The following is a 24,687-nucleotide window of genomic DNA, read 5'->3' as shown; positions in this document are numbered from 1 at the left end:
GCAGTTCCCCGCGCCCCTGAAAACAAGGGTGCTGCCGAGCGCCCCGTCAGGGGCGCGGGGAACTGCGCGACCAGCCACGACGGCGCCGCGGACGGCAACCGGCCTCAGACCACCTGGTGGAGCCACCTCACCGGGGCGCCCTCGCCCGCGTAGCGGAACGGCTCCAGTTCGTCGTCCCACGGCTTGCCCAGCAGCTTGGCGATCTCTGCTTCCAGGTTGGTCTCGCCGCGCTGTGAGCGGGTCAGGGCGGCCCGCAGGCGGTCCTCCGGGATGAGGATGTCGCCGTGGATTCCGGTGACCGCGTGGAAGATGCCGAGGTCGGGGGTGCAGCTGTAGCGCTCGCCCTCGGCCTTCGCGCAGGGCTCGGCGGTGACCTCGAAGCGGAGCAGGTGCCAGCCGCGCAGTGCGGACGCCAGTTTGGAGGCCGTGCCGACCTCGCCCTGCCAGGAGAACTCGGAGCGCCAGGTGCCGGGGGCGGCCGGCTGGCGGATCCAGTCGAGGTTGACGCGCGTGCCGAGCACCCCGGCGACGGCCCACTCGACGTGCGGGCACAGCGCGCGGGGCGCGGAGTGCACGTACAGAACTCCACGTGTCGTCACCGGAACCTCCGGGCTGAGCGGACATCTTGCTGGCTGGCTGGCGGCAGTGACCACGACGGCCGCGTTGATGGCGAGGCTACCGTGCGGTGGCGCAAGGAGTGTGACGTACCGTCGGTCCCACAGCCAGGAAACCCCCGCCATTCACCCAGGGGGACGCTTGTACGGGGGTGGTCCGTTGCAGGGCGCGGGGCGGGAACTCCCGTGCGTTGTCATTACGGGGGACGATCGGGCAAACGGAGAGGACCGACGGGGTATGCGCAAGCAGCGACGCCGGCGTTCGCGTGCCCTGGCAGGCGCCGTCGCCGTCACCGCCGCGCTGGGGGTGGCCGGGTGCGATGTGCTGGGCGGTTCCTCCGCCGCGACGAAGAGCGAGAAGACGCGGGCCGCGCGGACCGTGCAGGTGTGGGACCGCAGCCCGGCCTCGATCGCGGCCGTCGGCGACTCCATCACCCGCGGTTTCGACGCCTGCACGGTCCTCTCGGACTGCCCGGAGGTGTCCTGGGCGACCGGTACCAGCGACCAGGTGGACAGTCTGGCGGTACGGCTGCTGGGGCGGGCGCAGGCGGCGGACCACAGCTGGAACTACGCGGAGACCGGCGCCCGGATGGCCGACCTGCCGGGGCAGATGGCCGACGCGGTGGTTCGCAGGCCGCAGTTGGTGACGGTGATGGTGGGGGCGAACGACGCCTGTCGTACGTCGGTGCGGGCGATGACCTCGGTGGTGGACTTCCGCAGCGAGTTCGAGGACGCGCTGGGCACCCTGCGCAAGGCACTGCCGAAGACGCAGGTGTACGTGGCGAGTGTGCCGAACCTGAAGCGGCTGTGGTCCGAGGGACGGACCAACCCGCTGGGCAAGCAGGTGTGGAAGCTGGGCATCTGCCCTTCCATGCTCTCCGACGCCGACAACCTGGCCGGCGCGGCGACCGTGCGCCGGGACAAGGTGCAGCAGCGGGTCGAGGACTACAACAAGGTGCTGGAGGACGTCTGCGCCAAGGACCGGCGGTGCCGTTTCGACGGCGGGGCGGTGTACGCGTACCGCTTCGGGACCGATCAGCTCAGTCACTGGGACTGGTTCCACCCGAGCACCGACGGCCAGTCGAAGCTCGCCGCGATCGCCTACCGGGCCATCACCGCCAAGGATCCGGTGGACTAGACCCTTGGCTTAGGGTTTCCCCATGAGCGAACTTTTCGGCACACTTCCCGACGGCACCGCGGTGCACCGCTGGACGCTGGAGCGCGCCGGGACCCGGGTGCGGGTGCTGTCGTACGGCGGGATCGTGCAGTCGGCAGAGGTCCCGGACAGGGACGGGCGGACGGCGGACATGGTGCTGGGGTTCGCCGGTCTGGACGGCTACCTGGAGAACCCGGGGCCCTACTTCGGCGCCCTGGTCGGCCGGTACGCCAACCGGATCGCGCACGCCCGCTTCCCGCTGGACGGCGTGACCTACGCGCTGGAGCCGAACAACGGGCCCAACTCCCTGCACGGCGGCACCCGCGGTTTCGACAAGCGGGTGTGGGAGGTGGCGGCCGTCGAGCACGGGGTGCGGCTGTCGCGGGTGAGTCCGCACGGGGAGGAAGGGTTCCCGGGGCGGCTGGAGGTCGCCGTGACGTACACGCTGGACGAGTCGGGCGCGCTGCACATCTCCTACGAGGCGGTCACCGACGCGCCGACCGTCGTGAACCTCACCAACCACAGCTACTTCAACCTGGCGGGCTCCGGGAACGCGGGCGGCCACGAGCTGCGGATCGCGGCCTCGCGCTACACCCCCGTGGACGGGGATCTCATTCCGACGGGGGTGCTGGAGGACGTCTCGGGTTCCCGTTTCGACTTCCGTACGGCCCGCAAGGTCGGCTCCGGCTACGACCACAACCTCGTCCTCGACAAGGGGGTGACGGAGACTCCGGTGGAGATCGCCGAGCTGTACGACCCGGCGTCCGGCCGCACCCTCACCGTGGCCACCACCGAACCCGGCATCCAGCTCTACACCGCCGAGCACCTGACCGGCCCCTTCGCCCCCGGCGACGGCATCGCCCTGGAGACCCAGCACTTCCCGGACTCCCCCAACCGCCCCGAGTTCCCGGGCACCCGGCTGGAACCGGGCGGGACCTACCGCTCGGAGACGGTGTACGGCTTCGGCGTGCGGGACTGACGCTCCCGACAGCACGCAAGCCCCGGCCCAGGGGTCAGGTCCCGGACCGGGGCTGCTCAAGGGGGACTCGTCCCGGCTCCGACCTTAGCCGCGGCTGTGCGAAGACGGCCGGTCATCGGGCGCGTCGCGGTGATCTCGTACGAACCCTTCACAAACGCCCACGGGTTCGCGGGGAGAGGCCCATGGTGTAGACCACGTCGCAGCTCACACGCGATACTGCGCCCGATCGGCACCACGCACCCCACTGCGACGGAAGGCCAACTCCCTTGACTTCCCTACGTGTTCGGATGGGCGTTCTCGGCATCGTGCTGCTGGCCGGGGCGCTCGTCCCCACCGCCGCGCAGGCCGGCACCGCCCCCTCCCCCACCGTCGAGGAACAGCGGCTCGACCAGCCGGTGCCCCAGGAGATACTCCGGCGGTCCGGGTTCGACGACGTGGCACCCGGGTTCGCCCGGGCGCTGGAGAGCGCCCACTCCTACGCGCAGGCCCGGCAGGCCGTGGCACGGCAGGGGTCGGCGCTGTGGCGGCGGGCCGTGGACCGGGCACAGGGGCGGGGGCCGACCGGGGGTGATCTGAGCCGGGACGACGACCGGCCGTTGTACTGGGCGCGGCTCGGGATGACGCGGGAGGTGCGCACCTGGGAGCCCGGGTTCGAGGTGAGCGAGCGGCAGCGGGCGGCGCTGCTGGACGTGCTGGAGCGGACCTCGCGCGGACAGACCGACATCCGCTACCCCGGCAAGGGCGTGCGGCGGATCCTCGTCACCGGGTTCGACCCGTTCACGCTGGACCGGGACATCCGGATCTCCAATCCGTCCGGGGCGAGCGCGCTGGCCCTCGACGGGACCGTGATCGAGACGGACGAGGGGCCCGCGCGGGTGGAGACGGCCGTGTTCCCGGTGCGGTGGGACGACTTCGCGGCCGGGACCGTGGAGCGGACGCTCCGGCCGTACCTGCCGAAGGTGGACCTGTTCACGACCGTGAGCCAGGGGCGGGTCGGGCGGTTCGACGTGGAGCGGACGAACGGCGCCTGGCGGGGCGGGTTCCCCGACAACGAGAACATCGGCCGGACCGGGACCGTCCCGGTCGCCGACCCGGCCTCGCAGCCGCAGTGGACGACCACCACCCTCCCGTACGCGGCGATCACGGCGGCGGACACGGGTCGGTTCCCGGTGTACGACCACACCGAGGTGACCGAGATCCCGGCCGGGGGCGGCGATCCCGTCGTACGGGCGGACGGGCCGACCGCCGGGTCCACCGCGCGGGCCGGGGGCGGCGGCGACTACCTGTCCAACGAGATCGCCTACCGGGCCACGCTGCTGCGCGACCGGCTCGGGCTGCACGACACGCTGCCCGGCGGGCATGTGCACACGCCGGTGCTGCAGTTCGGTGCCGGGAACACGACGCAGGTGACCGACCCCGAGTTCGTGCGGAACCGGGTGGACATCATCGACCAGGTGCGGGCGATCGTGACCGTGGCGGCGGACGCGAGCTTCAGGAACTGACGGGTTCGTCCGCGCGGTCGTCCTCCGCCGCCGTCTCCTCGCCCAGCAGGTCGCGGGCGAGGAGGGTGGCGCCCGCGACCGCGCCCGGCATCAGGAACACCGCGACGAACGGGACCAGGAAAGCCAGGCCCAGCGGGGTGCCGAAGCCCCACACCAGGGTCTTCCGGGACCGGAGCAGGGCGAGCCGGGCGCGCAGGTCGACGCCCCGGCGCTGGAGGGCGACGGCGGCGAGTTCCTCGGTGAGGAAGAAGCCGGTCACGAGGAAGCCGATGACCGGTACGACGGTCTGCCCGACGAAGGGCAGGAAGCCTAGGGCGAAGAGCAGGACGCCCCAGAGGCCGGCGCGGACCAGGACGCGCAGGCTGTCCCGGGCCGAGATCCACAGTTCGCGCCAGAACGGCAGCCCGGACTCGGGCGCGGTGCCGTCGGGCGAGACGTCCGCGTCTACCTTCTCGGAGAGGTTCTCGTAGAACGGCTGGCCGATCAGCAGGGTCACGGCGGTGAAGGTGAGGACGGCGCCGAGGAGGCCGAGGGCGAACAGGACGGCCGTGAGGAAGCCCCGGAAGAGGCCCTGCCAGGGGCTGGACCAGTCGTCGGCGAACGGGGTGGCCCAGGCGACGAAATCCGCTCCCCATATCGCGAGGGCGACCAGGGCCGCCGCGTAGAGGACGAGGGTGATCAGGCCGGGCAGCAGACCGAAACCGAACTGCCTGCCGTGCCGGCCGACCCACCGCTGGCCCTTGAGGAGATATCCGAAACCCGCCCCGAGATCACGCATGGCGAAAACTTTACCGGGGCCCGGGCAGGGCACCGCGGGGGTCATGAACGCGGCTGGGGCTACGCCGGCGTCACCGCCACCACCACGCCCCGGTCCGCCGCCGGACTGACCGCCGCCGACACCCGTACCGCCGTCGCCCGGGCCACCCGGCCGGCGCGGGCGGCGGAGGCCAGCAGGAGGGGCTGGAGGTGTTCGAGCCCGGTCACGGCGAGTTCCTCGGCGGCGATCAGGGCCGGGCCCGCCGCCCTGGCCGTCTTCGCCGCCGCCTCCGTCAGGTCGGCCAGCGGCGGCAGCGCGGCCCGGACCACGCCCGCGCCCGCCGCGGTCGCGCGCTCGGCCAGGGCCGCCTGGAGGGGCAGCAGCGGGGCCACGGCCGAGGTGACGGCGTCGGCGATGCGGTGGAGTTCGGGGGCGGAGTCCCGGAGGACCTCGGCCGCCGTGCGCAGCAGCGGGGTGAGGGCCAGCAGGACGCCGGCCGCCCCGCCCGCGGCCACCGGCAGCAACGGGGACAGCGCCTCGGTCAGTTCGCGGAGCGCCGCCGCGAACTCCTCCACCGCCGGCTCCACCGCGTCCAGCAGCGGCAGCAGGCCGTCTCTGAGGGCCGTCAGCAGCGGCTCGGCCACCGGGTGCACGGCCAGCGGGGCGCCGCTGGTGCCGAGCCGGGTGAGGGTCTCCACGACGCGGTAGAAGGCCTCCTGCGCCCCCGGTGCGGCACTGGCCTCGGCCAGCTCCGCGGTCGTCCGGCGCAGGACGCGCAGCAGTTCGGGGGCCGAGCCCTCGCGTGGGTCCAGGGTGTTGACGGCGATCTTCGTGAGGTTCTGGGCGGTGTCCAGGAGCTGGCCGGTGATGTCGGTGGTGCTGCGGGCCATGCGCAGCACGTCCGCCCTGCCGGGAAGTGAAGGAATCGTCGCCATGGGCCGGGGCCCTCCCGCCGCTGTGGGGTCTCTCCGCGGTGTGTCCGCCCTCAGCATGCCCCGGTTGAGTCGAACAGGTACATCTCGCCGTACCGATCTCAGGAACCGGCAGCGGAGGTACGCGTGCATCCTGCACCGGCCCCTGTTGCGGGACCGTCCGATGGGGTAGGTCGCCCGGGTGGGTAGGGCGTTGTTCACAGTGGGAGCTGCCCCCGGCGGCTCGGTTGAGGAGAACGGATGACGCAGGAGATCACCGTCCAGGGCACGGTCGCGGAGGGCTTCGAGGCGGTGCGCGACGAGTTCGCCGCCTTCGTCGCCGGCGAACCGGCCGACTACGAGGGGCAGTTGTGTGCGTACGTCCACGGCCGGCGGGTCGTCGACCTGTGGGCGGGCGAGGGGGCCGGCGGGGACTCCCTGTACGGCGTGTTCTCGTCCACCATGGGGGCGGCGCACCTGGTCGTGGCGATGCTGGTGCAGGACGGCACGCTGGAGCTGGACCGTAAAGTCACCTACTACTGGCCGGAGTTCGGCGCCGAGGCGAAGGGCACGCTGACCCTGCGGGACCTGCTCGCGCACCGGGCGGGCCTGGTCGGCACGGACAGCGGGTTCAGCCCGCAGGAGCTGGCCGACGACCGCGCGATGGCCGAACGCCTCGCCGACCAGCGGCCGTTCTGGCGCCCGGGCACGGCCTTCGGCTGCCACGCCCTCGTCGTCGGGGCGCTCACCGGCGAGGTGGTGCGGCGCGCGACCGGCCGTACGCTCCAGGACGTGTACGAGGAGCGGGTCCGGGCGCCGTACGGCCTCGGCTTCTTCCTGGGCCTGCCGGCCGCCCACGAGCCGCGCTTCCGCACGACCCTGCCGATGCGGCCGACCCCCGAGCAGCAGGCCCTGCTCGACGCCGTCCCGTCCGGCCCGCACACCCTCGCGGGGATCGCCTTCAACAGGCACACGGCCGAGCCCACGGACCTGACGGCCCTCCCGAACGACCGGCTGGTCCGCGCCAAGGGCCCGGCCTCCTTCGGCGGGGTGGGGTCCGCACGCGGCCTGGCCGGGATGTACGCGGCCCTGCTCAGCGAGGTCGACGGCGAGGCCCCGCTGCTGAAGGAGGACACGGTGGCGGAGTTCGGCCAGTTCCACTCGGTCGGCTACGACCTCGTGGCCCGCGCCCACAAGTCGTACGGCCTCGGCTTCCAGGCGACCGCGGACACCTGGCACCCGTTCCTCGGCGCGGGCACGATCGGCCACAGCGGAGCATCGGGCTCCCAGGCCTTCGCGGACCCACGGAGCGGGGTCGCCTACGGCTACACACGCCGGCGGTTCGCGTTCCCGGGAGGAGCGGCACCGGAGAACGACCGGCTCGCACTGGCCGTGCACAAGGCAGCGCTGAACGCGCCCCTTTAGGGGCGCTGGGGGTACCCCCGGCCGAAGGCTGGGGGAGGAACTGCGCGAGCAACCACAACGCACCCGCACCCGGCAAGACGAGAGACCGCACCCCACGTCCAAGGGTGCGGCCTCCACACAGCGCAACGACGACCGTCAGGCCAGCGTCACGCTGATGTTCCCGCCAGTCGCCTTCGAGTAGGGGCAGACCCCGTGCGCCTTCTCGACGAGGTCACGGGCGACCCCCTCCTCGACGCCCGGAATCTCCGCCGAGATCTCCACGATGATCCCGAACCCCTCCTCGTTCTTCCCGAGCCCCACCTTCGCGGTCACCCGGGACCCGGACACGTCGACGCCGGACTGCCGGGCGACGACCGCCAGCGCCCCCTGGAAGCACGCGCTGTAGCCGGCGGCGAACAGCTGCTCCGGGTTGGTCCCGGCCCCGCTGCCGCCCAGCTCCTTCGGCGGGTTGACGACGACGTCGAGCCGGCCGTCGTCGGTGGCGACCCGGCCGTCGCGGCCGTTCTCGGCGGTGGCGACGGCGGTGTAGAGGACGTCGGACTGCTGAATGGGCATGCGGTTTCTTCTCTCCTCGGTCCGCCGCGACTCGCGCCCACGATCGACGACGGTTTCGGAAAGAAGTTACCGCATGCCGGAAACCACAGACAGACCTACAGCTTGACGATCATCTTTCCGGTGTTGTCGCCGCGCAGAACCCCGAGGAACGCCTCCAGGTTGTTCTCGATGCCCTCGACGACCGTCTCGCGGTACTTCAGCTGCCCGGAGGCCACCCACGGGCCGACCTCGGCGACGAACTGCGGCTGCAGGTCGTAGTGGTCGCCGACCAGGAAGCCCTCGATCCGGCCGCGGGTCTGGATGAGGCGGGCGAGGTTCTTCGGGCCGGGGGCGGGCTCGGTGTTGTTGTAGACGGAGATCATGCCGCAGACCGCGATCCGGCCGTCCCGGTTCAGCCGGCCGATCGCAGCCTCCAGGTGGTCGCCGCCGACGTTGTCGAAGTAGACGTCCACGCCGTCGGGCGCGGCGTCGCGCAGCTGCTCGGCGACCGGGCCGTTCTTGTAGTTGAAGGCCGCGTCGAAGCCGTACTCCTCGACCAGCAGCTTGACCTTCTCGTCGGAGCCGGCCGAGCCGATCACCCGCGAGGCGCCCTTGAGCTTCGCGATCTGGCCGACCTGGCTGCCGACCGCGCCGGCCGCGCCGGAGACGAAGACCGAGTCGCCCTCCTTGAAGGAGGCGGTGCGCAGCAGGCCCGCGTAGGCGGTGAGGCCGGTCATGCCGAGGACGCCGAGGTACGTCGACAGGGGTGCCGCCGCCGCGTCGACCTTGACCGCGTTCTTCGCGTCCATGACCGCGTACTCGCGCCAGCCGAAGAAGTGCAGGACATGGTCGCCGGCCGCGATCCCCTCGGCGTTCGACTCGACGACCTCGCCGACCGCGCCGCCCTGCATGACCTTGCCCAGCTCGAAGGGGGCGGCGTACGACTTCGCGGCACTCATTCGGCCGCGCATGTACGGGTCGACGGAGAGGTACTTGTTCCGCACGAGCACCTGCCCCTCGCCCGGCGTGGGGACCTCCGCCTCGACCAGGGCGAAGTCCTCGGGCTTCGGCCAGCCGACGGGACGGCTCAGCAGGTGCCACTCGCGGTTGATCATGACGTGCGCCTTTCCTAAATTACTTCAGTACCTGAAACAACCATGCTCCTGAATATTTCATGATGTCAAGTAACGCGGTACCCTGGGGCGCATGTCCTCCACACAGTCCACCCCCGCGCAGACCCGCCGTCCCGACGCCCTGACCCTGGAGGTCGTCGAGCTCATCGGGGACGTCGTGGCCCGTTTCTACGCGGACTACGAGGAGGCGGCGGGCGAGCACACGCTCACCGGGGCGCAGGCGCGGCTGCTCAGCCTGCTGTCGCTGGAGCCGCTGCCGATGCGGAAGCTGGCGCAGAAGCTGAAGTGCGAGCCGTCCAACGTGACGGGGATCGTGGACCGGCTGGAGGCACGCGGGCTCGTGGAACGGCGGCCCGACCCGACGGACCGCCGGGTGAAGCTGGCCGCGGCGACGGACGAGGGCCGCCGGGTCGCCCGTGACCTGCGCGAGGGGCTGCGCTTCGCGCGCGAGCCGCTGGCGGGGCTCTCGGACGAGGAGCGGCTGTCCCTGCGGGATCTGCTGCGCAGGATGCTCGACGCGTAGGGCCGGCACCGACGGGCGCCGGCCCTGCGGGAGGGATTACGCGAACTGGCCGGGGCGGTAGTCGCCGGCCGGCTGCCGGAAGATGACGTTCAGCCGGTTGAAGGCGTTGATCGCGGCGATCGTCGCCACCAGGGCGACGAGTTCCTCCGTGTCGTAGTGCTTGGCGGCGTTCGCCCAGACCTCGTCCGGCACGCCGCCCGCCGCGTCGGCGATGCGGGTGCCCTGTTCCGCGAGCTCCAGGGCCGCGCGCTCGGCCTCGGTGAACACGGTGGCCTCGCGCCAGGCGCCGACCATGTGGAGGCGCTGCTGGGCTTCGCCGGCGGCGGCCGCGTCCTTGGTGTGCATGTCGAGGCAGTAGCCGCAGCCGTTGATCTGGCTGGCGCGGATCTTCACGAGCTCCAGGGTGGAGTCGGGGACCGACGTCTCGTGGGCGACCTTGCCGGCGCCGACGAAGTGCCTGATCAGCTTGTTGGCGGTGGGGCTGGCGAAGAGGTTCAGGCGGGCTTCCATGGTGTGCTCCCTGTGGTGTCTCTCAGTGGGTTGCACACCTACGACGGAATGGGTTCGCCGAATGTGACACGTTTGCTGGATTTGCTTTGGTAGTACTTCGAGTGCCGGCCGGTGGGGGCTGGTCGCGCAGTTCCTCCCCCAGCCTTCGGCCGGGGGTACCCCCAGCGCCCCTTACGGGGCTACGTGCACCACCACAGGAACCTGTTGCACGTCTGGCTCGGCGACGGGTCCGGGGTCGGGTCCGACGTCGTCGGGTCCGCCGTCGGCGTCGATGCCGCCGTGGTCGTCGGGGTCGTCGCCGGGGTCGTCACCTTGCCCGGACCCGTCGTCGCCGACTGGCCCTCCGTGTCCTTCGGGGACGCCGACGGGGAGTCGGACGCCTTGTCCTTCGAGGAGGAGGGGGACGGGGACGCGGAGGGGTCGGCCGAGGCGGAGCTCGTCGCGCCCGTCGCGCCGGAGGTGTCGTCCAGGGGCTGGGCCGTCGTACCGGGGGACGACGTCGACGTACCACCGTCGGTCGTGTCGCCGCCCGCCGAGGCCGGGCCGGGGCTGGGGAACGGTATGGCGTCCGTGCCGAGTTCGGCGAGGCTCAGGCCGCCCGCCGCCAGCACGCACGCCGCGGCCACCAGCAGGACCCTGCGGCGCCGTCGGCGATGGGCCGCGGCCTTGCGGTCGCGACGGCTCCCGTCGGAGGCGGACAGCGGCTCCTCGGGATCCTCCGGATCCCCGACGGGACTCTCGGCGGCCTGCCCCCGGCTCCGGCCGCCGCGCCCGCGCGCCGCCCGCCGCCGCTCGGCCCGGCCGCCCGACGGCGGTCCGTCGGCCTCGCCGGCCCCGTCGTCCTCGACGTTCTCGTCGTCCTCCGGGCCGGGGCCGTACCCGCCGTCGGCGAACTCCGGCCGGGTGTACGGAGTTTCACCGGGCGTAACCGGTGCGGCGGTGGCCGCTTCCGGCGCTGACGCGCGTAGCGTTTCGGCGGCGGTGCCGCACCCCGGGCAGGCGAGGGCGCCGTTGAGGTGCCGTCGGCACGGGTAGCAGTAGTCCATGACGCGGGAAGACTAAGTTCCCCACGAGTCACTTAACCAGCCACCCCTGTGAAGGTTCTGTGGGGGACCGAAAAACCTATCGCAAGCCTTGCCGAAACCGTTACCTGTTCGACCCATTGACACCCCTGCCGCCCCGTCCTTACTGTCACGCCAGCATTTCGAACGTGTGACGAAATTTCGAACAGCTGAGGGGCAACTGCCGTGCGCATCACCGGAATCAGCACACACGTGGTCGGGACGCCGTGGCGCAACCTGACGTACGTCCAGGTGCACACCGACGAGGGGATCACCGGAGTCGGCGAGACCCGGATGCTCGGTCACACCGACGCGCTGATCGGCTACCTGCGAGAGGCCGAGGCCAACCACATTCTCGGTTCGGACCCGTTCGCGGTGGAAGACCTGGTACGCCGGATGAAGTACGGCGACTACGGGCGGGCCGGCGAGATCGTCATGTCCGGTATCGCCGTCGTCGAGATGGCGTGCTGGGACATCAAGGGCAAGGCCCTCGGGGTGCCGGTGTGGCAGTTGCTCGGCGGCAAGGTGACCGACAAGGTCAAGGCGTACGCCAACGGCTGGTACACGACCGAGCGGACGCCGGAGGCGTACCACAAGGCCGCACAGGGGGTCATGGAGCGCGGGTACAAGGCGCTGAAGATCGACCCGTTCGGCACCGGGCACTTCGAGCTGGACCACGAGCAGACCCTGTACGCCGTGTCGCTCATCGAGGCCGTGCGGGACGCCATCGGGCCGGACGCCGAGCTGATGCTGGAGATGCACGGCCGGTTCTCACCCTCCACCGCGGTACGGCTGGTGCGCGAGCTCGCGCCCTTCAAGCCGGCCTGGCTGGAGGAGCCCTGCCCGCCGGAGAACCTGAAGGCGCTGGAGAAGGTCGCCGCCAAGGTGGACATCCCGGTCGCCACCGGTGAGCGCATCCACGACCGCATCGAGTTCCGCGAGCTCTTCGAGAGCCAGGCCGTGGACGTCATCCAGCCGGACGTCGGCCATATCGGTGGAATCTGGGAGACCAGGAAGCTCGCCGCCACCGCCGAGACGCACTACGTGCTGGTCGCCCCGCACAACGTGGGCGGCTCCGTGCTGACCGCCGCCTCCCTCCAGGTCGGGTTCACCTCCCCGAACTTCAAGATCCTGGAGCACTTCAACGACTTCGCCGACGCCGAGATCAAGAAGGTCGTCAAGGGGGCGCCGGAGGTCGTGGACGGGTACTTCCAGCTGTCCGACGCGCCGGGGCTCGGGGTCGAGTTCGACGCCGACGCGGCCGCCGAGTTCCCACAGCAGCAGGCCCGGTTCGATCTGTGGGCCGAGGGCTGGGAGCAGCGCAAGCCGAAGGGTGCGAAGTGAGCCCCGCCGCCGTCTCCGGTTCCCAGGTCGTCGTCGAGGCGCCGGGGGCCCACCGGGTCGAGGAGCACACGCCCCGCGAGCCGGGTCCGGGCGAGGCGCTGGTCGCCGTGCACGCGGTCGGGATTTGCGGAAGCGACCGCGAGGTGTACCAGGGGAACCGGCCCGAGGGGTATGTGCGCTACCCGTTGACGCCGGGCCACGAGTGGTCGGGGACGGTACGGGCGGTCGGCGCCGGAGTGCCCGCCTCGCTCGTCGGCCGCAAGGTCGTCGGCGAGGGGTTCCGGAACTGCCAGGTGTGCGACCGCTGCCACGCCGGCGAGACCACCCTGTGCACCGACGGCTACGAGGAGACCGGCTTCACCCAGCCGGGCGCCATGGCCGCCACCCTCACCCTCCCGGCCCGCCTGCTGCACGCCCTCCCGGACGATGCGGATCTGACCGCCGCCGCCCTCCTTGAGCCGGCCGCCTGCATCGCGGCCGCCGCGCTCAAGGGCAACGCCCAGCCGGGTGAGCGGGTCGCCGTGGTCGGCACCGGGACGCTCGGGATGTTCGCCGTGCAGTTCCTGCGCGCGGTCTCGCCGGGCGAGCTGCTGGTGGTGGGGACCAGGAACGACCGTGAGGCGCTCTCCCGGTCGTTCGGCGCCACCGACTTCCGTACCAAGGACCAGGAGCTTCCCGACGACTTCGACGTCGTCATCGAGACCGCCGGGTCCGCGTCCGCCGCGCGCACCGCCGCCTCCCTGCTCAGGCGCGGCGGACGCCTGGTCCTGACCGGGATCCCGGCCGCCGGCGCCGAGGGTCTGGACCCGACCGATCTCGTCGTACGGCAACTGGAGGTGCACACCGTCTTCGGGGCGCCGCCGGACGCCTGGTCGCACACGGTCCGCGTCTTCGCAGCCGGTCTCCTCGACCCGTTGCCGCTGGTCACGCACGAGCTGCCGCTGACCGAGTTCCCGCACGCCATCGAGCTGGTGGGGGCCGGTGATCCGAAGGTGGGCAAGGTGCTGCTCCGCCCCTAGCCGTACGCCGGTCGCGGCGTGCCCTGACCTCGCCGTGGCCGGCGTACCACCACAGCTTCTTTTCTGCCCCGAGCCGCGAACCTTGTCCGAAATACCGAACACGAAGGACAGCTTGTGACGACCGACGCTTCCGTTACGGCGGCCCGCCGACCCGGTGAGCAAGCGCTCGCCGCCCTCGGCCTGGGCGCGCCCGCTCTCGACCCCGCCGACGCCTCCGCCCACAGCTTCCCGGGCGGCGGAAAGTGGCGCACCGAGATCCCCTCCTGCGAGGGTCCCGAGGCGCTGGCCGTCGTCCTCAAGGAGTCCTCGCGGCTCGACGTGCCGATCCACCGGATCAGCCAGGGCAGCGGTGTGTGGATGCTCACCGACGCCGAGATCACCGAGATGGTCGACGCGACGAACGAACGGGACATCGAGCTCTGCCTGTTCACCGGCCCGCGCGGCACCTGGGACATCGGCGGCTCGGTGCGCTCCGACTCGCGGGGGGCCGGACTGCGTGCCCGCGGCCACGACGCCGTCGCCGGGTGTGTCGAGGACGCGGTACGGGCAACCGAGTTGGGCGTCAAGTGTCTGCTGGTCGCCGACGAGGGCGTGCTGTGGACGCTGCACCGGGCCCGGCAGGCGGGGATCATCCCGGCCGACACGACCCTGAAGGTCTCGGCGCTGGTCGGTCCCGTCAACCCGGCCTCGTACTCCGTCTTCGAGCACCTGGGCGCCGACTCCGTCAACGTGCCGAGCGACCTGACGCTCGATCATCTCACCGAGATCCGGCGGGTGTCGGGCGCGCCCATGGACATGTACATCGAGGCCCCCGACGACCTCGGCGGCTACATCCGGATGTACGAGGTCGCCGAGCTGATCCGGCGCGGCGCGCCGATCTACCTGAAGTTCGGGCTCTCCAAGGCGCCCGGCATCTACCCCTGGGGCACCCATCTGCGGGACGTGACCCTGGACACCGCGCGGGAGCGGGTGCGGCGGGGGCGGCTGGCGCTGGATCTGCTGGCGCGGCACGGGGCGGACGGGGAGATGGCGCCGCTGGGGTCGCGACTGCCGGGTTCTCTCCGCCGGTTCCCCGTCGAGGGTGCCGCTGAATGAGCGATGGGGGCTGCGGGCCGTCGGTGGCTGGTCGCGCCCACGCGGCGGAGCCGCACATCGACTACAGCCCCGCGCCCCTTGGGGCGTTGCCCCTCGGGGCGCTTCAAACCGACCTTGCTTGACACATCTCAACGACGAGAAGAACAGGGACGATCACCATGCGCACTCGTAGAAGCGCCCTCACCCTCATAGCCGGGGCCGCCTCGCTCGCTCTCACTCTGTCCGCGTGCGGGCAGAGCAGTGAGGGTGGCAGCAAGGAGGAGGGGGGCAGTGCCAAGGGCGGCACGATCGGCATCGCGATGCCGACCAAGTCCTCCGAGCGTTGGATCGCGGACGGCAAGAACGTCGTCAAGAACCTGGAGTCCAAGGGCTACAAGACCAAGCTGGTCTACGGCGAGGACGACCCGGACACCCAGGTCTCCCAGATCGAGAACCTGATCACGCAGGGCGTCAAGGGCCTGATCATCGCGGCCATCGACAACAAGTCCCTGAACAACGTGCTCCAGGAGGCCGCGGACGCCAACATCCCGGTCATCGCCTACGACCGGCTGATCCTCGGCACGAAGAACGTCGACTACTACGCGTCCTTCGACAACGAGAAGGTCGGTGTCGAACAGGGCACGTACATCGTGCACAAGCTCGGTCTGGACAGCGGCAAGAAGGGCCCGTTCAACATCGAGCTGTTCGCCGGCTCCAACGACGACAACAACACCAAGTACTTCTTCAACGGCGCGATGAGCGTGCTCCAGCCGTACATCGACAAGAAGCAGCTGGTGGTCAAGTCCGGCCAGACCGCGCTGAACAAGGTCACCACCCTGCGCTGGGACGGTGCGACCGCGCAGTCCCGGATGGAGGACATCCTCACCTCCTCCTACAAGTCCGCCAAGGTCGACGCGGTGCTCTCGCCGTACGACGGCATCTCGATCGGCATCCTCGCCGCGCTGAAGTCGGACGGCTACGGCTCCAGCAGCCAGCCGCTGCCCGTCATCACCGGGCAGGACGCCGAGCTGGCCTCGGTGAAGTCGATCATCGCGGGCGAGCAGACGCAGACCGTCTACAAGGACACCCGGCAGCTCGCCAAGGTCGCCGCGACCATGGTCGACGACGTCCTGAACAAGAAGACCCCGCAGGTCAACGACAGCAAGACGTACAACAACGGCACCAAGGTCGTGCCCGCCTACCTGCTGCAGCCGGTGAGCGTCGACAAGTCCAACTACGAGGAAGTCCTCGTCAAGGGCGGCTACTACACCGACGCCGAGCTCAAGTGACCGCTGTCCCCCACTAGTTGTCCTACTGATTGGAAGGCACGACCATGGCGGGACCCGTCCTGGAAATGCGCTCGATCGTCAAGACCTTTCCCGGCGTCAAGGCGCTGTCGGACGTCACGCTGACCGTCCACCAGGGCGAGGTCCACGCCATCTGCGGGGAGAACGGCGCCGGCAAGTCGACCCTGATGAAGGTCCTCTCCGGCGTCCACCCGCACGGCAGTTACGAGGGCGACATCCTCTTCGAGGGTGAGCTCTGCAAGTTCGGTGACATCCGGGCGAGCGAGCAGCGCGGCATCGTCATCATCCACCAGGAGCTGGCGCTGTCGCCGTACCTCTCGCTGGCGGAGAACATCTTCCTCGGCAACGAACACGCCAAGGGCGGGTTCATCGACTGGCGGGAGACCCTGCGGCACGCCACCGAGCTGCTGCGCCGGGTCGGTCTCGACGACCACCCGGAGACCCGCGTCACCGACATCGGCGTGGGCAAGCAGCAGCTGGTGGAGATCGCGAAGGCGCTGTCGAAGAAGGTGAAGCTGCTCATCCTCGACGAGCCGACCGCGGCTCTGAACGACGAGGACAGCGGCAAACTGCTCGACCTGATCCTGGAGTTGAAGAACCAGGGCATCACCTCGATCATCATCTCGCACAAACTCAACGAGATCCGCCGGGTCGCCGACTCGGTGACGATCATCCGGGACGGCCACTCCATCGAGACCCTCGACGTGAAGTCGAAGGAGACGACGGAGGAGCGGATCATCGCGGGCATGGTCGGCCGCGACCTGGACCACCGCTTCCCGGAGCGGACCGCGTACGAGGGCGAGACGGACGCGGCACCGGCCCTGGAGATCCGCAACTGGACCGTGCGGCACCCGATCGACCACGAGCGCAAGGTCGTCGACGACGTGTCGATCCACGTCCGGCGCGGCGAGATCGTCGGCATCGCGGGCCTGATGGGCGCCGGCCGCACCGAACTCGCGATGAACGTCTTCGGGCGGACCTACGGCCGCTACGACGGCGGCACGGTCCTCAAGGACGGCACGGAGATCCGTACCAAGTCGGTCGCGGAAGCGGTCGGGCACGGCATCGCGTACGTCACCGAGGACCGCAAGCACTACGGCCTCAACCTCATCGACACCATCAACCGCAACATCTCGCTGACCGCGCTGAACAAGGTGGCCCGGCGCGGGATCGTGGACGAGCACGAGGAGCGGCAGGTCTCCGAGGGCTACCGCACGTCCATGAACATCAAGGCGCCGACGGTCTTCGAGCCGGTCGGCAAGCTGTCGGGCGGCAACCAGCAGAAGGTCGTCCTCAGCAAGTGGATCTTCGCGGGTCCGGACGTGCTGATCCTCGACGAGCCGACCCGCGGGATCGACGTCGGCGCCAAGTACGAGATCTACACGGTCATCGACCAGCTCGCCGCCCAGGGCAAGGCGGTCGTCTTCATCTCCTCCGAGCTGCCCGAACTGCTCGGCATGTGCGACCGCATCTACACCATGGCCGCGGGCCGCCTGACCGGTGAGGTGCCCAGGGCCGAGGCCACGCAGGAAGTGCTGATGCGCCATATGACGAAAGACAAGGCGAAGGACAAAGAGGTAACGCGATGAGCACGGATGTCACCGCCAAGAGCCCGGCGCCCGCGCCGCCGGGCAGGAGCGGATCGGCCGCCGACGGGAACCTGTTCCGGATGGTCCTGGACGGGCTGCGCCGCAACATGCGCCAGTACGGCATGCTGATCGCGCTCGGTCTGATCGTCGCCCTGTTCGCGGTGTGGACGGACGGCGACCTGCTGCTGCCGCGCAACGTCTCCAACCTGGTCCTGCAGAACAGCTACATCCTGATCCTGGCCATCGGCATGATGATGGTGATCATCGCCGGACACATCGACCTGTCGGTCGGCTCGCTGACCGCGTTCGTGGGCGCCTTCGCGGCCGTGCTGACGGTCAATCACGGCGTGCCGTGGCCGGTCGCGTTGATCCTGTGCCTGGTGATGGGTGCCGTGGCCGGCTCGCTGCAAGGGTTCCTGATCGCCTACCTCGGCATACCGTCGTTCATCGTCACCCTCGCCGGGATGCTGCTCTTCCGCGGTCTCACCGAGATCCTGCTCCAGGGCCAGACCATCGGCCCGTTCCCGAACGGGCTGCAGAACCTGGGCAACGGCTTCCTCCCCGAGGTGGGCCCGGACACCAACTACCACAACATCACGCTGCTGCTGGGCATCGTGCTGATCGCCGCCGTGGTCTGGCAGGAGTTCCGGGACCGGCGCCGCCAGCAGGAGTTCGCCCTGGACGTGCCGCCCACCCGGCTGTTCCTGCTGAAGCTCACCGCGCTGGTCGCCGCGATCCTCGTCCTCACCATGCTGCTCGCCAGCTACAAGGGCGCCCCGATCATCCTGATCGTCCTGGGCGCGCTGGTCGTCGGCTACGGCTACGTGATGCGCAACGCGGTCTTCGGCCGGCACATCTACGCGATCGGCGGCAACCTGCCGGCGGCCAAGCTGTCCGGCGTCAAGGACAAGAAGGTCTCCTTCTACGTCTTCCTGAACATGGGCGTGCTCGCGGCCCTGGCCGGCCTGGTGGTAGCGGCCCGGCTGAACGCGGCCTCGCCGAAGGCGGGCGACGGCTTCGAACTGGAGGCGATCGCCTCCTCGTTCATCGGCGGCGCCTCCATGAGCGGCGGTGTCGGCACCATCCTCGGTGCCATCATCGGCGGTCTCGTCCTCGGCGTGCTGAACAACGGCATGAACCTCCTCAGCGTCGGCACCGACTGGCAACAGGTCATCAAGGGCCTCGCCCTGCTCGCGGCGGTCGGATTCGACGTGTGGAACAAGCGCAAGTCCGGTTCGTAAGTCAGCTCGGGCCCCGCCGAAAGGCGGGGCCCCACCTTTGTGGGAGCCGCACATGGAACTGAACAGACGCACGGTCATCGCAGGAGCCGCGGCGGCGGGCATCGCCGCCACCACCCTCGGCACGGGCACGGCCGAGGCCGCCTCGGGAGGCAGGAAGCCGGTGAAGGAGCTCTTCGGTACCCTCGCCGACGGGACCAAGGTCTACCGCTGGTCCCTGGAGAACGGCGGCACCCGCCTCAAGGTCCTCTCCTATGGCGGCATCATCCAGTCCCTGGAGATCCCGGACCGGCACGGCACGTACGCCAACGTGTCGCTCGGCTACGACAACCTGGCCGCGTACGTCGCCGGGACCACCTTCTTCGGCGCCACCATCGGCCGGTACGGGAACCGGATCGCCAAGGGCCAGTTCACCCTCGACGGCAAGAGCTACCAGCTCTCCGTCAACGACGGCGTCAACAGCCTGCACGGCGGCGCCAAGGGCTTCAACACGAAGGTCTGGGACATCGAGGGCTTCACCTCGGGCTCCGACGTCGGCCTGCACCTCCACTACACGAGCGTCGACGGCGAGATGGGCTACCCGGGCACCCTCAGGACGAAGGTGACCTTCACCCTGAACCGGCACGGCGACTGGACCATCGACTACGAGGCCACCACCGACAAGCCGACCGTGGTCAACCTCACCAACCACATCTACTGGAACCTCGCCGGTGAGGGCAACGGCACGATCGAGGACCACGAGCTGACGATCGCCGCCGACCGCTACACGCCCACCGACTCGGGCCTGATCCCGACGGGCGAACTGGCCACGGTCTCCGGCACCCCCTTCGACTTCCGCAAGGGCAAGCCGGTCGGCCGGGACATCCGCGCGGGTCACCCCCAGCAGGTGCAGGCCAAGGGCTTCGACCACAACTGGGTCCTCGACAAGGGCGTCACCGCCAAGCCCGAGCACATCGCCACGCTGCGCGACCCGCGCTCCGGCCGCACGCTGAAGATCGCCACGGACCAGCCGGGCCTGCAGTTCTACTCGGGCAACTTCCTCGACGGCACCCTCATCGGCACCTCCGGCCGCACCTACCGGCAGGGCGACGGGCTGTGCCTGGAGACCCAGCACTTCCCGGACTCGCCGAACCACGCGAGCTTCCCGTCGACGGTGCTGCGGCCGGGGCAGGTGTACAGGACCCGGACGGTTCATTCGTTCGGGGCCTGAGGTGGGACAGCGTGGGCGCGGCCGGTAAGGGGCTGGTCGCGCCCACGCGGCGGAGCCGCACGTCGACACGGCCTCGCGCCCCTACGGGGCGCGGCACAGGCCGGTTCCAAGAAGAAACGTAAACTCACACTTTTTTCACACGGGTTGAACAGCGCCGCACCCGCCCCCGTACTCAAGGGCGGCCCGCGCTCCCCCGCGCGGGCCGCCCAAGACGACGGGCCCGGACGTCCCCATCGGGCCCGCCTCATACGGAGGTTAAATGGCCGGCAACGTCACCTCGTTGTTCCGCAGCGGCGCCCACAGCCCGTCGATGGCGGCACTGGCACGCGAGGGAGGCGACGGAACCGGCCCGGTCGACTTCTGTATCCCCTGTAACCCCTACTTCCCCACCCCGGCCATGATGGAAACGATGGCGGCCCGGCTGAAGGACATCATCACCTTCTACCCGAGCAGCGCCGACACCATCACCGCCGAGCTGTGCCAGCTCCTCCAGCTCCCCCCGCAGGCCGTGGCCATGGGCAACGGGTCCACCGAGCTGATCACCTGGATCGACCACCTGCTGGTCCGCGAATCCCTCGCCATCCCCGTCCCCACCTTCGGCCGCTGGACCGACCAGCCGATGGAGACCGGCAAGCGCGTCGACATGTTCCCGCTCCAGGAGTCCAACGGCTTCGCGCTCGACCTCGCGCAGTACGCCGAGTTCATCCGCAAGCGGGGCACCAAAGTCGCCGTCATCTGCAACCCCAACAACCCCGACGGCGGCTTCCTGCACAAGCAGCAGCTGGTGCAGTTCATGGACGCCATGGCCGACCTGGACCTGATCGTCATCGACGAGTCCTTCCTGGAGTTCGCCGACGCCGAGGCCGAGCCCAGCGTCGTCCAGGAGGCCATGCTCCGGCCCAACGTCATCGTGCTGCGCAGCCTCGGCAAGAACTTCGGCCTGCACGGCATCCGGTTCGGCTACATGGTCGCCAACCCCGCCCTGGCCGGCAAGGTCCGCTCGATGCTCCCGAAGTGGAACCTCAACGCGTTCGCCGAGTACGTCGTCTTCATGCTCAAGGAGCACGGCGCCGAGTACGCGCAGAGCCTGCTGCAGGTGCGCCGTGACCGTCTGGAGATGGCCAGCCAGCTCTCCCTGCTGCCCGGCCTGACGGTCTACCCCTCGCAGGGCAACTTCCTCTTCGTGCGCCTTCCCGTCGGCGCCGAGGGCACCGTGGTGCGGGACCGGATGCTCACCGAGCACCGGATCCTGGTCCGCGAGTGCGGCAACAAGATCGGGTCCTCCAGCCGCTTCCTGAGGCTCGTGGTGCGCCCCGAGGTGGACGTGCGTCGCCTGGTGTCCGCCATGGAGCAGGTGCTCTACGGGTCCAGGAGGGGAGCCGCCGTGCCCGAGCTGAGCAATGGGACCAGCTACAGCTCGGGCACGGCGGCGGTGGACCGGCTGGTGAGCGAGACCAACGGGGCGGGCATCCAGCTCGCGCAGGCCGTCGGCGCGATGCCCGTCCCGGGACTCGCCGCCGCTCCCGCCGCCGGCGTCGGCATGCCGCTCCCCGTCGCCGCGCAGCAGGGCGGCGTCGGGATGCCGATGCCGGCGGCAGCCATGCAGATGCAGCAGCCCCAGCAGCAGCCGATGATGATGGCACCGGTGACGCCGATGGCACCGGCGCCCGCACCCGCCCCGATGCCCATGCAGATGCAGGCCCCCGCTCCGGCCCCGGCTCCCGCACCGGCCGGGCCCACACCGCCCGGGGTACCGGCCCGGGGTGGGCTGACGGCGGCGCAGGTACGGGGTATGACGGCGCCCGCCCCGCCGGTCCCGGATCTGGCTCCGGCACCGGCGACGGGGTGGCCGAATGCCCAGAGCTGGCCCAATGCGGCGGGGATGGGCCAGGTCGGCTAGAGCGGGGTGGGAACAGGCCGCACGGGTCCGGACTTGCGTCACAACTGGCCCCACCCGTGCGGACCTTCGCCTGTAACGGGCCGGCGCGCCTGCCATGATCGTCGTCATGGGGATACACATCGCACCGGCCGCGGTGGCGGACTTCCACCAGGTCCTGACTGATCACTCCCGTTATTGGGGCGAACGCGACCTTCGGTCACTGCACCTGCTGGCCCTGGTGCAGGAGTTCGGTTCCACCTGCCTGGTCGCCCGGGCCGAGGACGGAATCCGCGGGTACGTCTTCGGGTTCGTCACCCCGGACGGCACCGGGTACGTGCATCTGATCGCCACCCGGGACGATGCCCGTGGCACCGGTCTCGGGCGTCGTCTGTACACGGCGTTCGCCGAGGCAGCGGAACATCACGGTGCACGGAAGTTGAAGGCGATCACGTCAGTCGAGAACACCGGCTCCATCGCCTTCCATCGCAGCCTCGGCTTCGACGCGAAGATCGTCGACGACTACAACGGCCCCGGTCAGCCCATGGCCGTCTTCCACCGGGATCTGCCGCTCGACGCCTCCCGGCCCTGACCCGCCAGCCGTCAACGAGTGGTTGCGACGTACTGGTCCGACGACAACTCGAACACCCGTACGCGCCGACCGCCGGTGGGATTCACGGTCTCACGGACCGGATGCATCCCCAGTTTGGTCATGATCCGTTCGGAGGCGTCGTTGCCCACTTGCGTGATGCTGACGATCCGCTCCAGCCCTCGCTCCTCGAACCCGAACCGTACGGCGGCCGCGGCGGCCTCGGTGGCCAGGCCCTGCCCCCAGTGGGAGCGTCCCAGCCGCCAGCCGACCTCAACCGCCGGCAGTACCTCCGGCAGGAAGTCGGGCACCGAAAGGCCGGTGAACCCGGCCAGCTCGCCGGTGGACCGGATTTCCACGGCGAACAGGCCGAAGCCCTGTGACTCCCACTCGCTCTCCCATGCCTGGATCCCGCGGCGAGTCTGCTGTTCGTCGCGGACGCTGCCGTCACGGATCCACCGCATGACCTCGGGGTCGGCATTGACGGCAGCCATGGGCGCAACGTCTTCCTCGCGCCAGCGACGCAGGATCAAACGGGGAGTCTCCAGCATGACCATCCGATCATTCTGGATGACACATGGGCTCTCTGCCATCCTCACCAGGCCCGGGTGCGGCGCCGTCGTGGCTGGTCGCGCAGTCCCCCGCGCCCCTTCCGGGGCGCGGTAGACGAACCGGGCGGCCGGCGGAGCGCTCAGTCCCGCACGGCCTGCAGAAGCCAGGCTCCGAGGGGGAGCGCATGGCAGGCCGTCGGCTTGAAGCCCGCCTCCTCCAACAGGCGCCCGTAGTGGGCCTCTTCCCGTTCCCGGCCGCCCACGTTGCACAGCATGTGGATGTCCCAGGCTGCGGCCGTGTCGCTGGGCAGCAGGCGTTCCACGAGGAGGAGTTCGGCGCCCGGGCGCATGGCCTGCCCGCAGTGGCGCAGGATGGTCAGGCAGCGTTCGTCGTCCCAGTCGTGCAGGACGCGGGACAGGAGATAGATGTCGCCGCCGGAGGGGACGGACTCCGTGAAGTCTCCGGCGACGAAGGTGTAGCGGCCCGTCACGTCGGCCAGTTCCGACCGGGCCGCCTCCAGGGCCTCCGGGCGTTCCAGCAGGACGCCCGCCAGGTGGCCGTGGGCGCGGAGGATCCGGCCGAGCAGGGCGCCGTTGCCGCCGCCGACGTCGACGACGCGTCGTACGGCGGAGAAGTCGACGAGGTCCGGTACCGGCGTGAACATCTCCGCGCTCGCCGCCATCGCCCGGTGGAAGAGGTCGCCGAGTTCGGGGCGGGCGGCGAAGTAGGGGAAGTGGTGCTGGCCGTAGCGGTGGGCGAAAGCTTCCTGCCCAGTGCTGACGGCGTACGGGAGCCCGGCGAAGGAGTCGTAGAACGGGCCGCCGTAGAGCAGTGCGAGCGGGTGGAGGGAGTGCTCGGTGCTGGTGCGGAGGGGCTCGCCGAGGGCGGTGAGGTGGTGGGTGCCGTCGGGGGACGACGTCAGCAGGCCCAGGGTGGCGAGGTAGCGGAGGAGGCGGTGCAGGGCGTCGGGGTCGGCGCCGGTGCGGGTCGCGAGGGTGGCGGTGTCCAGGGCGGGGTGGGCGGCCAGGTGGTCGGCGATGCCCAGTTCGGCCATGGTGCGGACGGCCTGGGTGGCCCAGGCGCCGGTCATGACGCCGAGGAGGGCGAGGGTGGGGTCGGGGAGGGGTTCCTGGCGGCCGGGGAGGCGGAGTTCGAAGCGCCGGTGGCCGGCGGTGCGGAAGTAGAGGACGGTGACGTTCTCGTGGTTGTTGTAGCCGCCGCCGTCCGGGACCGCGCCGCCGCGTTCCGTGAGCAGGGTGCGCAGTCCGGCGGGGATCACCCGGCCCGGCGCGGTCACGGCGAAGGCGTGGTGCGACTCGTGGCCGCTGGCCCGTTCGTCGGCGGCGACCGTCTCCAGCGGGGAGCCGGGCGGCACGGGCAGCGCGAAGATCTCCACGGTCCGCCCGGCCACCGGCACGTGCACGATCCCCACCGGGCTGTCGCCGACGGCCGCCCCGTAGCGCCGGGCCAGCCGCCCACGCACCACCACGCTCGGGGTGACGGGGCCCGGGTCGAGGCCGGCGCTCCGCAGTTCGTCGCGGAGCCCGTCGAGGGAGGCGGGGAAGACCAGTACGGCGGTGTGGTCGTAGCCGAGGTGGCGGGCGACGTCGGCCCGCTCGTCGGCCGTCAGGCCGGGCAGCAGCCCGGCGAGGACCTGGTCGGTGTCGTGGTCGCGGACGTGGTCGGCCGCGCGCCGGATCCGGTCCAGGTCGGTTTCCGTCAGACATGCCTGTACGACGGAGAGGTTCATGAAGGGTTCCCGATGATCGTGGGGCAGGGAGAAC

Annotated in this window: 23 protein-coding genes; 14 read left to right on the top strand and 9 right to left on the bottom strand. The window is 70.6% G+C overall.

Annotation, left to right across the window (positions count from 1 at the left end):
* Positions 1–104 precede the first annotated feature (104 nt).
* Positions 105–599, bottom strand: a complete 495-nt coding sequence (locus tag ABT137_RS02390) for a DUF3145 domain-containing protein (protein ID WP_217551622.1) — start codon at positions 597–599, stop codon at positions 105–107.
* Positions 600–852: 253 nt separating this feature from the next.
* Between ABT137_RS02390 and ABT137_RS02385 the strand changes: the two genes are divergently transcribed.
* The 3 genes from ABT137_RS02385 to ABT137_RS02375 all read left to right on the top strand — a co-directional run bounded on the left by ABT137_RS02385 (position 853) and on the right by ABT137_RS02375 (position 4,251).
* Positions 853–1,752 carry an SGNH/GDSL hydrolase family protein gene (locus ABT137_RS02385; RefSeq protein ID WP_351701083.1) on the top strand — a complete coding sequence of 300 codons (900 nt, stop codon included), beginning with the start codon at positions 853–855 and terminating at the stop codon, positions 1,750–1,752.
* Between the two features lie 22 nt (positions 1,753–1,774).
* Positions 1,775–2,749, top strand: a complete 975-nt coding sequence (locus tag ABT137_RS02380; RefSeq protein WP_351701080.1) for an aldose epimerase family protein — start codon at positions 1,775–1,777, stop codon at positions 2,747–2,749.
* A gap of 287 nt (positions 2,750–3,036) precedes the next feature.
* Positions 3,037–4,251, top strand: coding sequence for a pyroglutamyl-peptidase I (locus ABT137_RS02375; protein ID WP_502984453.1), 1,215 nt, complete (start codon positions 3,037–3,039; stop codon positions 4,249–4,251).
* Here the strand turns inward: ABT137_RS02375 and ABT137_RS02370 are convergent.
* Positions 4,241–5,029, bottom strand: a complete 789-nt coding sequence (locus tag ABT137_RS02370) for an EI24 domain-containing protein (RefSeq protein ID WP_351701074.1) — start codon at positions 5,027–5,029, stop codon at positions 4,241–4,243. The genes ABT137_RS02375 and ABT137_RS02370 overlap by 11 nt on opposite strands.
* A gap of 59 nt (positions 5,030–5,088) precedes the next feature.
* A complete protein-coding gene (locus ABT137_RS02365; protein ID WP_351701071.1) occupies positions 5,089–5,943 on the bottom strand; it encodes a hypothetical protein in 855 nt (284 codons plus the stop codon).
* A 237-nt stretch (positions 5,944–6,180) separates the two neighbouring features.
* On the opposite strand from ABT137_RS02365, the gene ABT137_RS02360 reads away from it, so the two are divergent.
* Positions 6,181–7,344, top strand: coding sequence for a serine hydrolase domain-containing protein (locus ABT137_RS02360; protein WP_351701068.1), 1,164 nt, complete (start codon positions 6,181–6,183; stop codon positions 7,342–7,344).
* A gap of 135 nt (positions 7,345–7,479) precedes the next feature.
* Here the strand turns inward: ABT137_RS02360 and ABT137_RS02355 are convergent, their stop codons facing one another.
* Positions 7,480–7,899 (bottom strand): organic hydroperoxide resistance protein, encoded by a 420-nt coding sequence (locus ABT137_RS02355; protein ID WP_351701065.1) that lies wholly within the window; start codon positions 7,897–7,899, stop codon positions 7,480–7,482.
* A 95-nt stretch (positions 7,900–7,994) separates the two neighbouring features.
* Positions 7,995–8,993: an NADP-dependent oxidoreductase gene (locus ABT137_RS02350; RefSeq protein ID WP_351701062.1), complete on the bottom strand. Its 999-nt coding sequence runs from the start codon at positions 8,991–8,993 to the stop codon at positions 7,995–7,997.
* A 91-nt stretch (positions 8,994–9,084) separates the two neighbouring features.
* On the opposite strand from ABT137_RS02350, the gene ABT137_RS02345 reads away from it, so the two are divergent.
* Entirely contained in the window at positions 9,085–9,534 is a 450-nt protein-coding gene (locus ABT137_RS02345; RefSeq protein WP_351701059.1) for a MarR family winged helix-turn-helix transcriptional regulator, read from the top strand.
* A 36-nt stretch (positions 9,535–9,570) separates the two neighbouring features.
* Here ABT137_RS02345 and ABT137_RS02340 read toward each other — a convergent pair whose 3' ends face one another.
* Positions 9,571–10,044, bottom strand: a complete 474-nt coding sequence (locus ABT137_RS02340) for a carboxymuconolactone decarboxylase family protein (RefSeq protein ID WP_351701056.1) — start codon at positions 10,042–10,044, stop codon at positions 9,571–9,573.
* 179 nt (positions 10,045–10,223) lie between these two features.
* Positions 10,224–11,090: an SCO2400 family protein gene (locus ABT137_RS02335; RefSeq protein WP_351701053.1), complete on the bottom strand. Its 867-nt coding sequence runs from the start codon at positions 11,088–11,090 to the stop codon at positions 10,224–10,226.
* Positions 11,091–11,291: 201 nt separating this feature from the next.
* Between ABT137_RS02335 and ABT137_RS02330 the strand changes: the two genes are divergently transcribed.
* The 9 genes from ABT137_RS02330 to ABT137_RS02290 all read left to right on the top strand — a co-directional run bounded on the left by ABT137_RS02330 (position 11,292) and on the right by ABT137_RS02290 (position 22,354).
* Complete coding sequence (locus tag ABT137_RS02330) at positions 11,292–12,449, top strand: mandelate racemase/muconate lactonizing enzyme family protein (protein ID WP_351701050.1); 1,158 nt, start codon at positions 11,292–11,294, stop codon at positions 12,447–12,449.
* Complete coding sequence (locus ABT137_RS02325; RefSeq protein ID WP_351701047.1) at positions 12,446–13,468, top strand: zinc-dependent alcohol dehydrogenase; 1,023 nt, start codon at positions 12,446–12,448, stop codon at positions 13,466–13,468. The genes ABT137_RS02330 and ABT137_RS02325 overlap by 4 nt, the downstream gene beginning before the upstream one ends.
* A 114-nt stretch (positions 13,469–13,582) precedes the next feature.
* On the top strand, positions 13,583–14,563 hold the full coding sequence (locus ABT137_RS02320; RefSeq protein WP_351701044.1) for a hypothetical protein: 981 nt from the start codon (positions 13,583–13,585) through the stop codon (positions 14,561–14,563).
* Between the two features lie 158 nt (positions 14,564–14,721).
* Positions 14,722–15,831: a multiple monosaccharide ABC transporter substrate-binding protein gene (chvE, locus tag ABT137_RS02315; RefSeq protein WP_351701041.1), complete on the top strand. Its 1,110-nt coding sequence runs from the start codon at positions 14,722–14,724 to the stop codon at positions 15,829–15,831.
* Positions 15,832–15,875: 44 nt separating this feature from the next.
* Positions 15,876–17,438: a multiple monosaccharide ABC transporter ATP-binding protein gene (gene mmsA, locus ABT137_RS02310; RefSeq protein ID WP_351701038.1), complete on the top strand. Its 1,563-nt coding sequence runs from the start codon at positions 15,876–15,878 to the stop codon at positions 17,436–17,438.
* Positions 17,435–18,679, top strand: coding sequence for a multiple monosaccharide ABC transporter permease (gene mmsB / locus ABT137_RS02305; protein ID WP_351701035.1), 1,245 nt, complete (start codon positions 17,435–17,437; stop codon positions 18,677–18,679). The genes mmsA and mmsB overlap by 4 nt, the downstream gene beginning before the upstream one ends.
* A 52-nt stretch (positions 18,680–18,731) precedes the next feature.
* Entirely contained in the window at positions 18,732–19,886 is a 1,155-nt protein-coding gene (locus tag ABT137_RS02300) for an aldose epimerase family protein (RefSeq protein ID WP_351701033.1), read from the top strand.
* A 259-nt stretch (positions 19,887–20,145) separates the two neighbouring features.
* Positions 20,146–21,786, top strand: coding sequence for a pyridoxal phosphate-dependent aminotransferase (locus ABT137_RS02295; RefSeq protein WP_351701030.1), 1,641 nt, complete (start codon positions 20,146–20,148; stop codon positions 21,784–21,786).
* 94 nt (positions 21,787–21,880) lie between these two features.
* The gene (locus ABT137_RS02290) at positions 21,881–22,354 is read left to right on the top strand and encodes a GNAT family N-acetyltransferase (protein ID WP_351701028.1); all 474 of its coding nucleotides are present in this window, start codon (positions 21,881–21,883) and stop codon (positions 22,352–22,354) included.
* A gap of 11 nt (positions 22,355–22,365) precedes the next feature.
* On the opposite strand, the gene ABT137_RS02285 is transcribed toward ABT137_RS02290, so the two are convergent.
* Complete coding sequence (locus ABT137_RS02285) at positions 22,366–22,902, bottom strand: GNAT family N-acetyltransferase (RefSeq protein WP_502984458.1); 537 nt, start codon at positions 22,900–22,902, stop codon at positions 22,366–22,368.
* A 140-nt stretch (positions 22,903–23,042) separates the two neighbouring features.
* Positions 23,043–24,653, bottom strand: coding sequence for a methyltransferase (locus ABT137_RS02280; RefSeq protein WP_351701022.1), 1,611 nt, complete (start codon positions 24,651–24,653; stop codon positions 23,043–23,045).
* Positions 24,654–24,687: the final 34 nt, after the last annotated feature.

It is taken from the genome of Streptomyces sp. NPDC001980, assembly GCF_040296885.1.
GTDB lineage: Bacteria > Actinomycetota > Actinomycetes > Streptomycetales > Streptomycetaceae > Streptomyces.
This window is presented reverse-complemented; position numbering and strand designations above follow the sequence as displayed.

Coding starts and splice junctions, on each gene's coding strand:
- ABT137_RS02285 (WP_502984458.1), bottom strand. CDS start 22,902: ATGCTGGAGACTCCCCGTTTGATCCTGCGTCGCTGGCGCGAGGAAGAC.
- ABT137_RS02335 (WP_351701053.1), bottom strand. CDS start 11,090: ATGGACTACTGCTACCCGTGCCGACGGCACCTCAACGGCGCCCTCGCC.
- ABT137_RS02385 (WP_351701083.1), top strand. CDS start 853: ATGCGCAAGCAGCGACGCCGGCGTTCGCGTGCCCTGGCAGGCGCCGTC.
- ABT137_RS02350 (WP_351701062.1), bottom strand. CDS start 8,993: ATGATCAACCGCGAGTGGCACCTGCTGAGCCGTCCCGTCGGCTGGCCG.
- ABT137_RS02280 (WP_351701022.1), bottom strand. CDS start 24,653: ATGAACCTCTCCGTCGTACAGGCATGTCTGACGGAAACCGACCTGGAC.
- ABT137_RS02375 (WP_502984453.1), top strand. CDS start 3,037: ATGGGCGTTCTCGGCATCGTGCTGCTGGCCGGGGCGCTCGTCCCCACC.
- ABT137_RS02345 (WP_351701059.1), top strand. CDS start 9,085: ATGTCCTCCACACAGTCCACCCCCGCGCAGACCCGCCGTCCCGACGCC.
- ABT137_RS02300 (WP_351701033.1), top strand. CDS start 18,732: ATGGAACTGAACAGACGCACGGTCATCGCAGGAGCCGCGGCGGCGGGC.
- ABT137_RS02365 (WP_351701071.1), bottom strand. CDS start 5,943: ATGGCGACGATTCCTTCACTTCCCGGCAGGGCGGACGTGCTGCGCATG.
- ABT137_RS02360 (WP_351701068.1), top strand. CDS start 6,181: ATGACGCAGGAGATCACCGTCCAGGGCACGGTCGCGGAGGGCTTCGAG.
- ABT137_RS02370 (WP_351701074.1), bottom strand. CDS start 5,029: ATGCGTGATCTCGGGGCGGGTTTCGGATATCTCCTCAAGGGCCAGCGG.
- ABT137_RS02295 (WP_351701030.1), top strand. CDS start 20,146: ATGGCCGGCAACGTCACCTCGTTGTTCCGCAGCGGCGCCCACAGCCCG.
- mmsB (WP_351701035.1), top strand. CDS start 17,435: ATGAGCACGGATGTCACCGCCAAGAGCCCGGCGCCCGCGCCGCCGGGC.
- ABT137_RS02355 (WP_351701065.1), bottom strand. CDS start 7,899: ATGCCCATTCAGCAGTCCGACGTCCTCTACACCGCCGTCGCCACCGCC.
- chvE (WP_351701041.1), top strand. CDS start 14,722: ATGCGCACTCGTAGAAGCGCCCTCACCCTCATAGCCGGGGCCGCCTCG.
- ABT137_RS02290 (WP_351701028.1), top strand. CDS start 21,881: ATGATCGTCGTCATGGGGATACACATCGCACCGGCCGCGGTGGCGGAC.
- ABT137_RS02380 (WP_351701080.1), top strand. CDS start 1,775: ATGAGCGAACTTTTCGGCACACTTCCCGACGGCACCGCGGTGCACCGC.
- ABT137_RS02340 (WP_351701056.1), bottom strand. CDS start 10,044: ATGGAAGCCCGCCTGAACCTCTTCGCCAGCCCCACCGCCAACAAGCTG.
- mmsA (WP_351701038.1), top strand. CDS start 15,876: ATGGCGGGACCCGTCCTGGAAATGCGCTCGATCGTCAAGACCTTTCCC.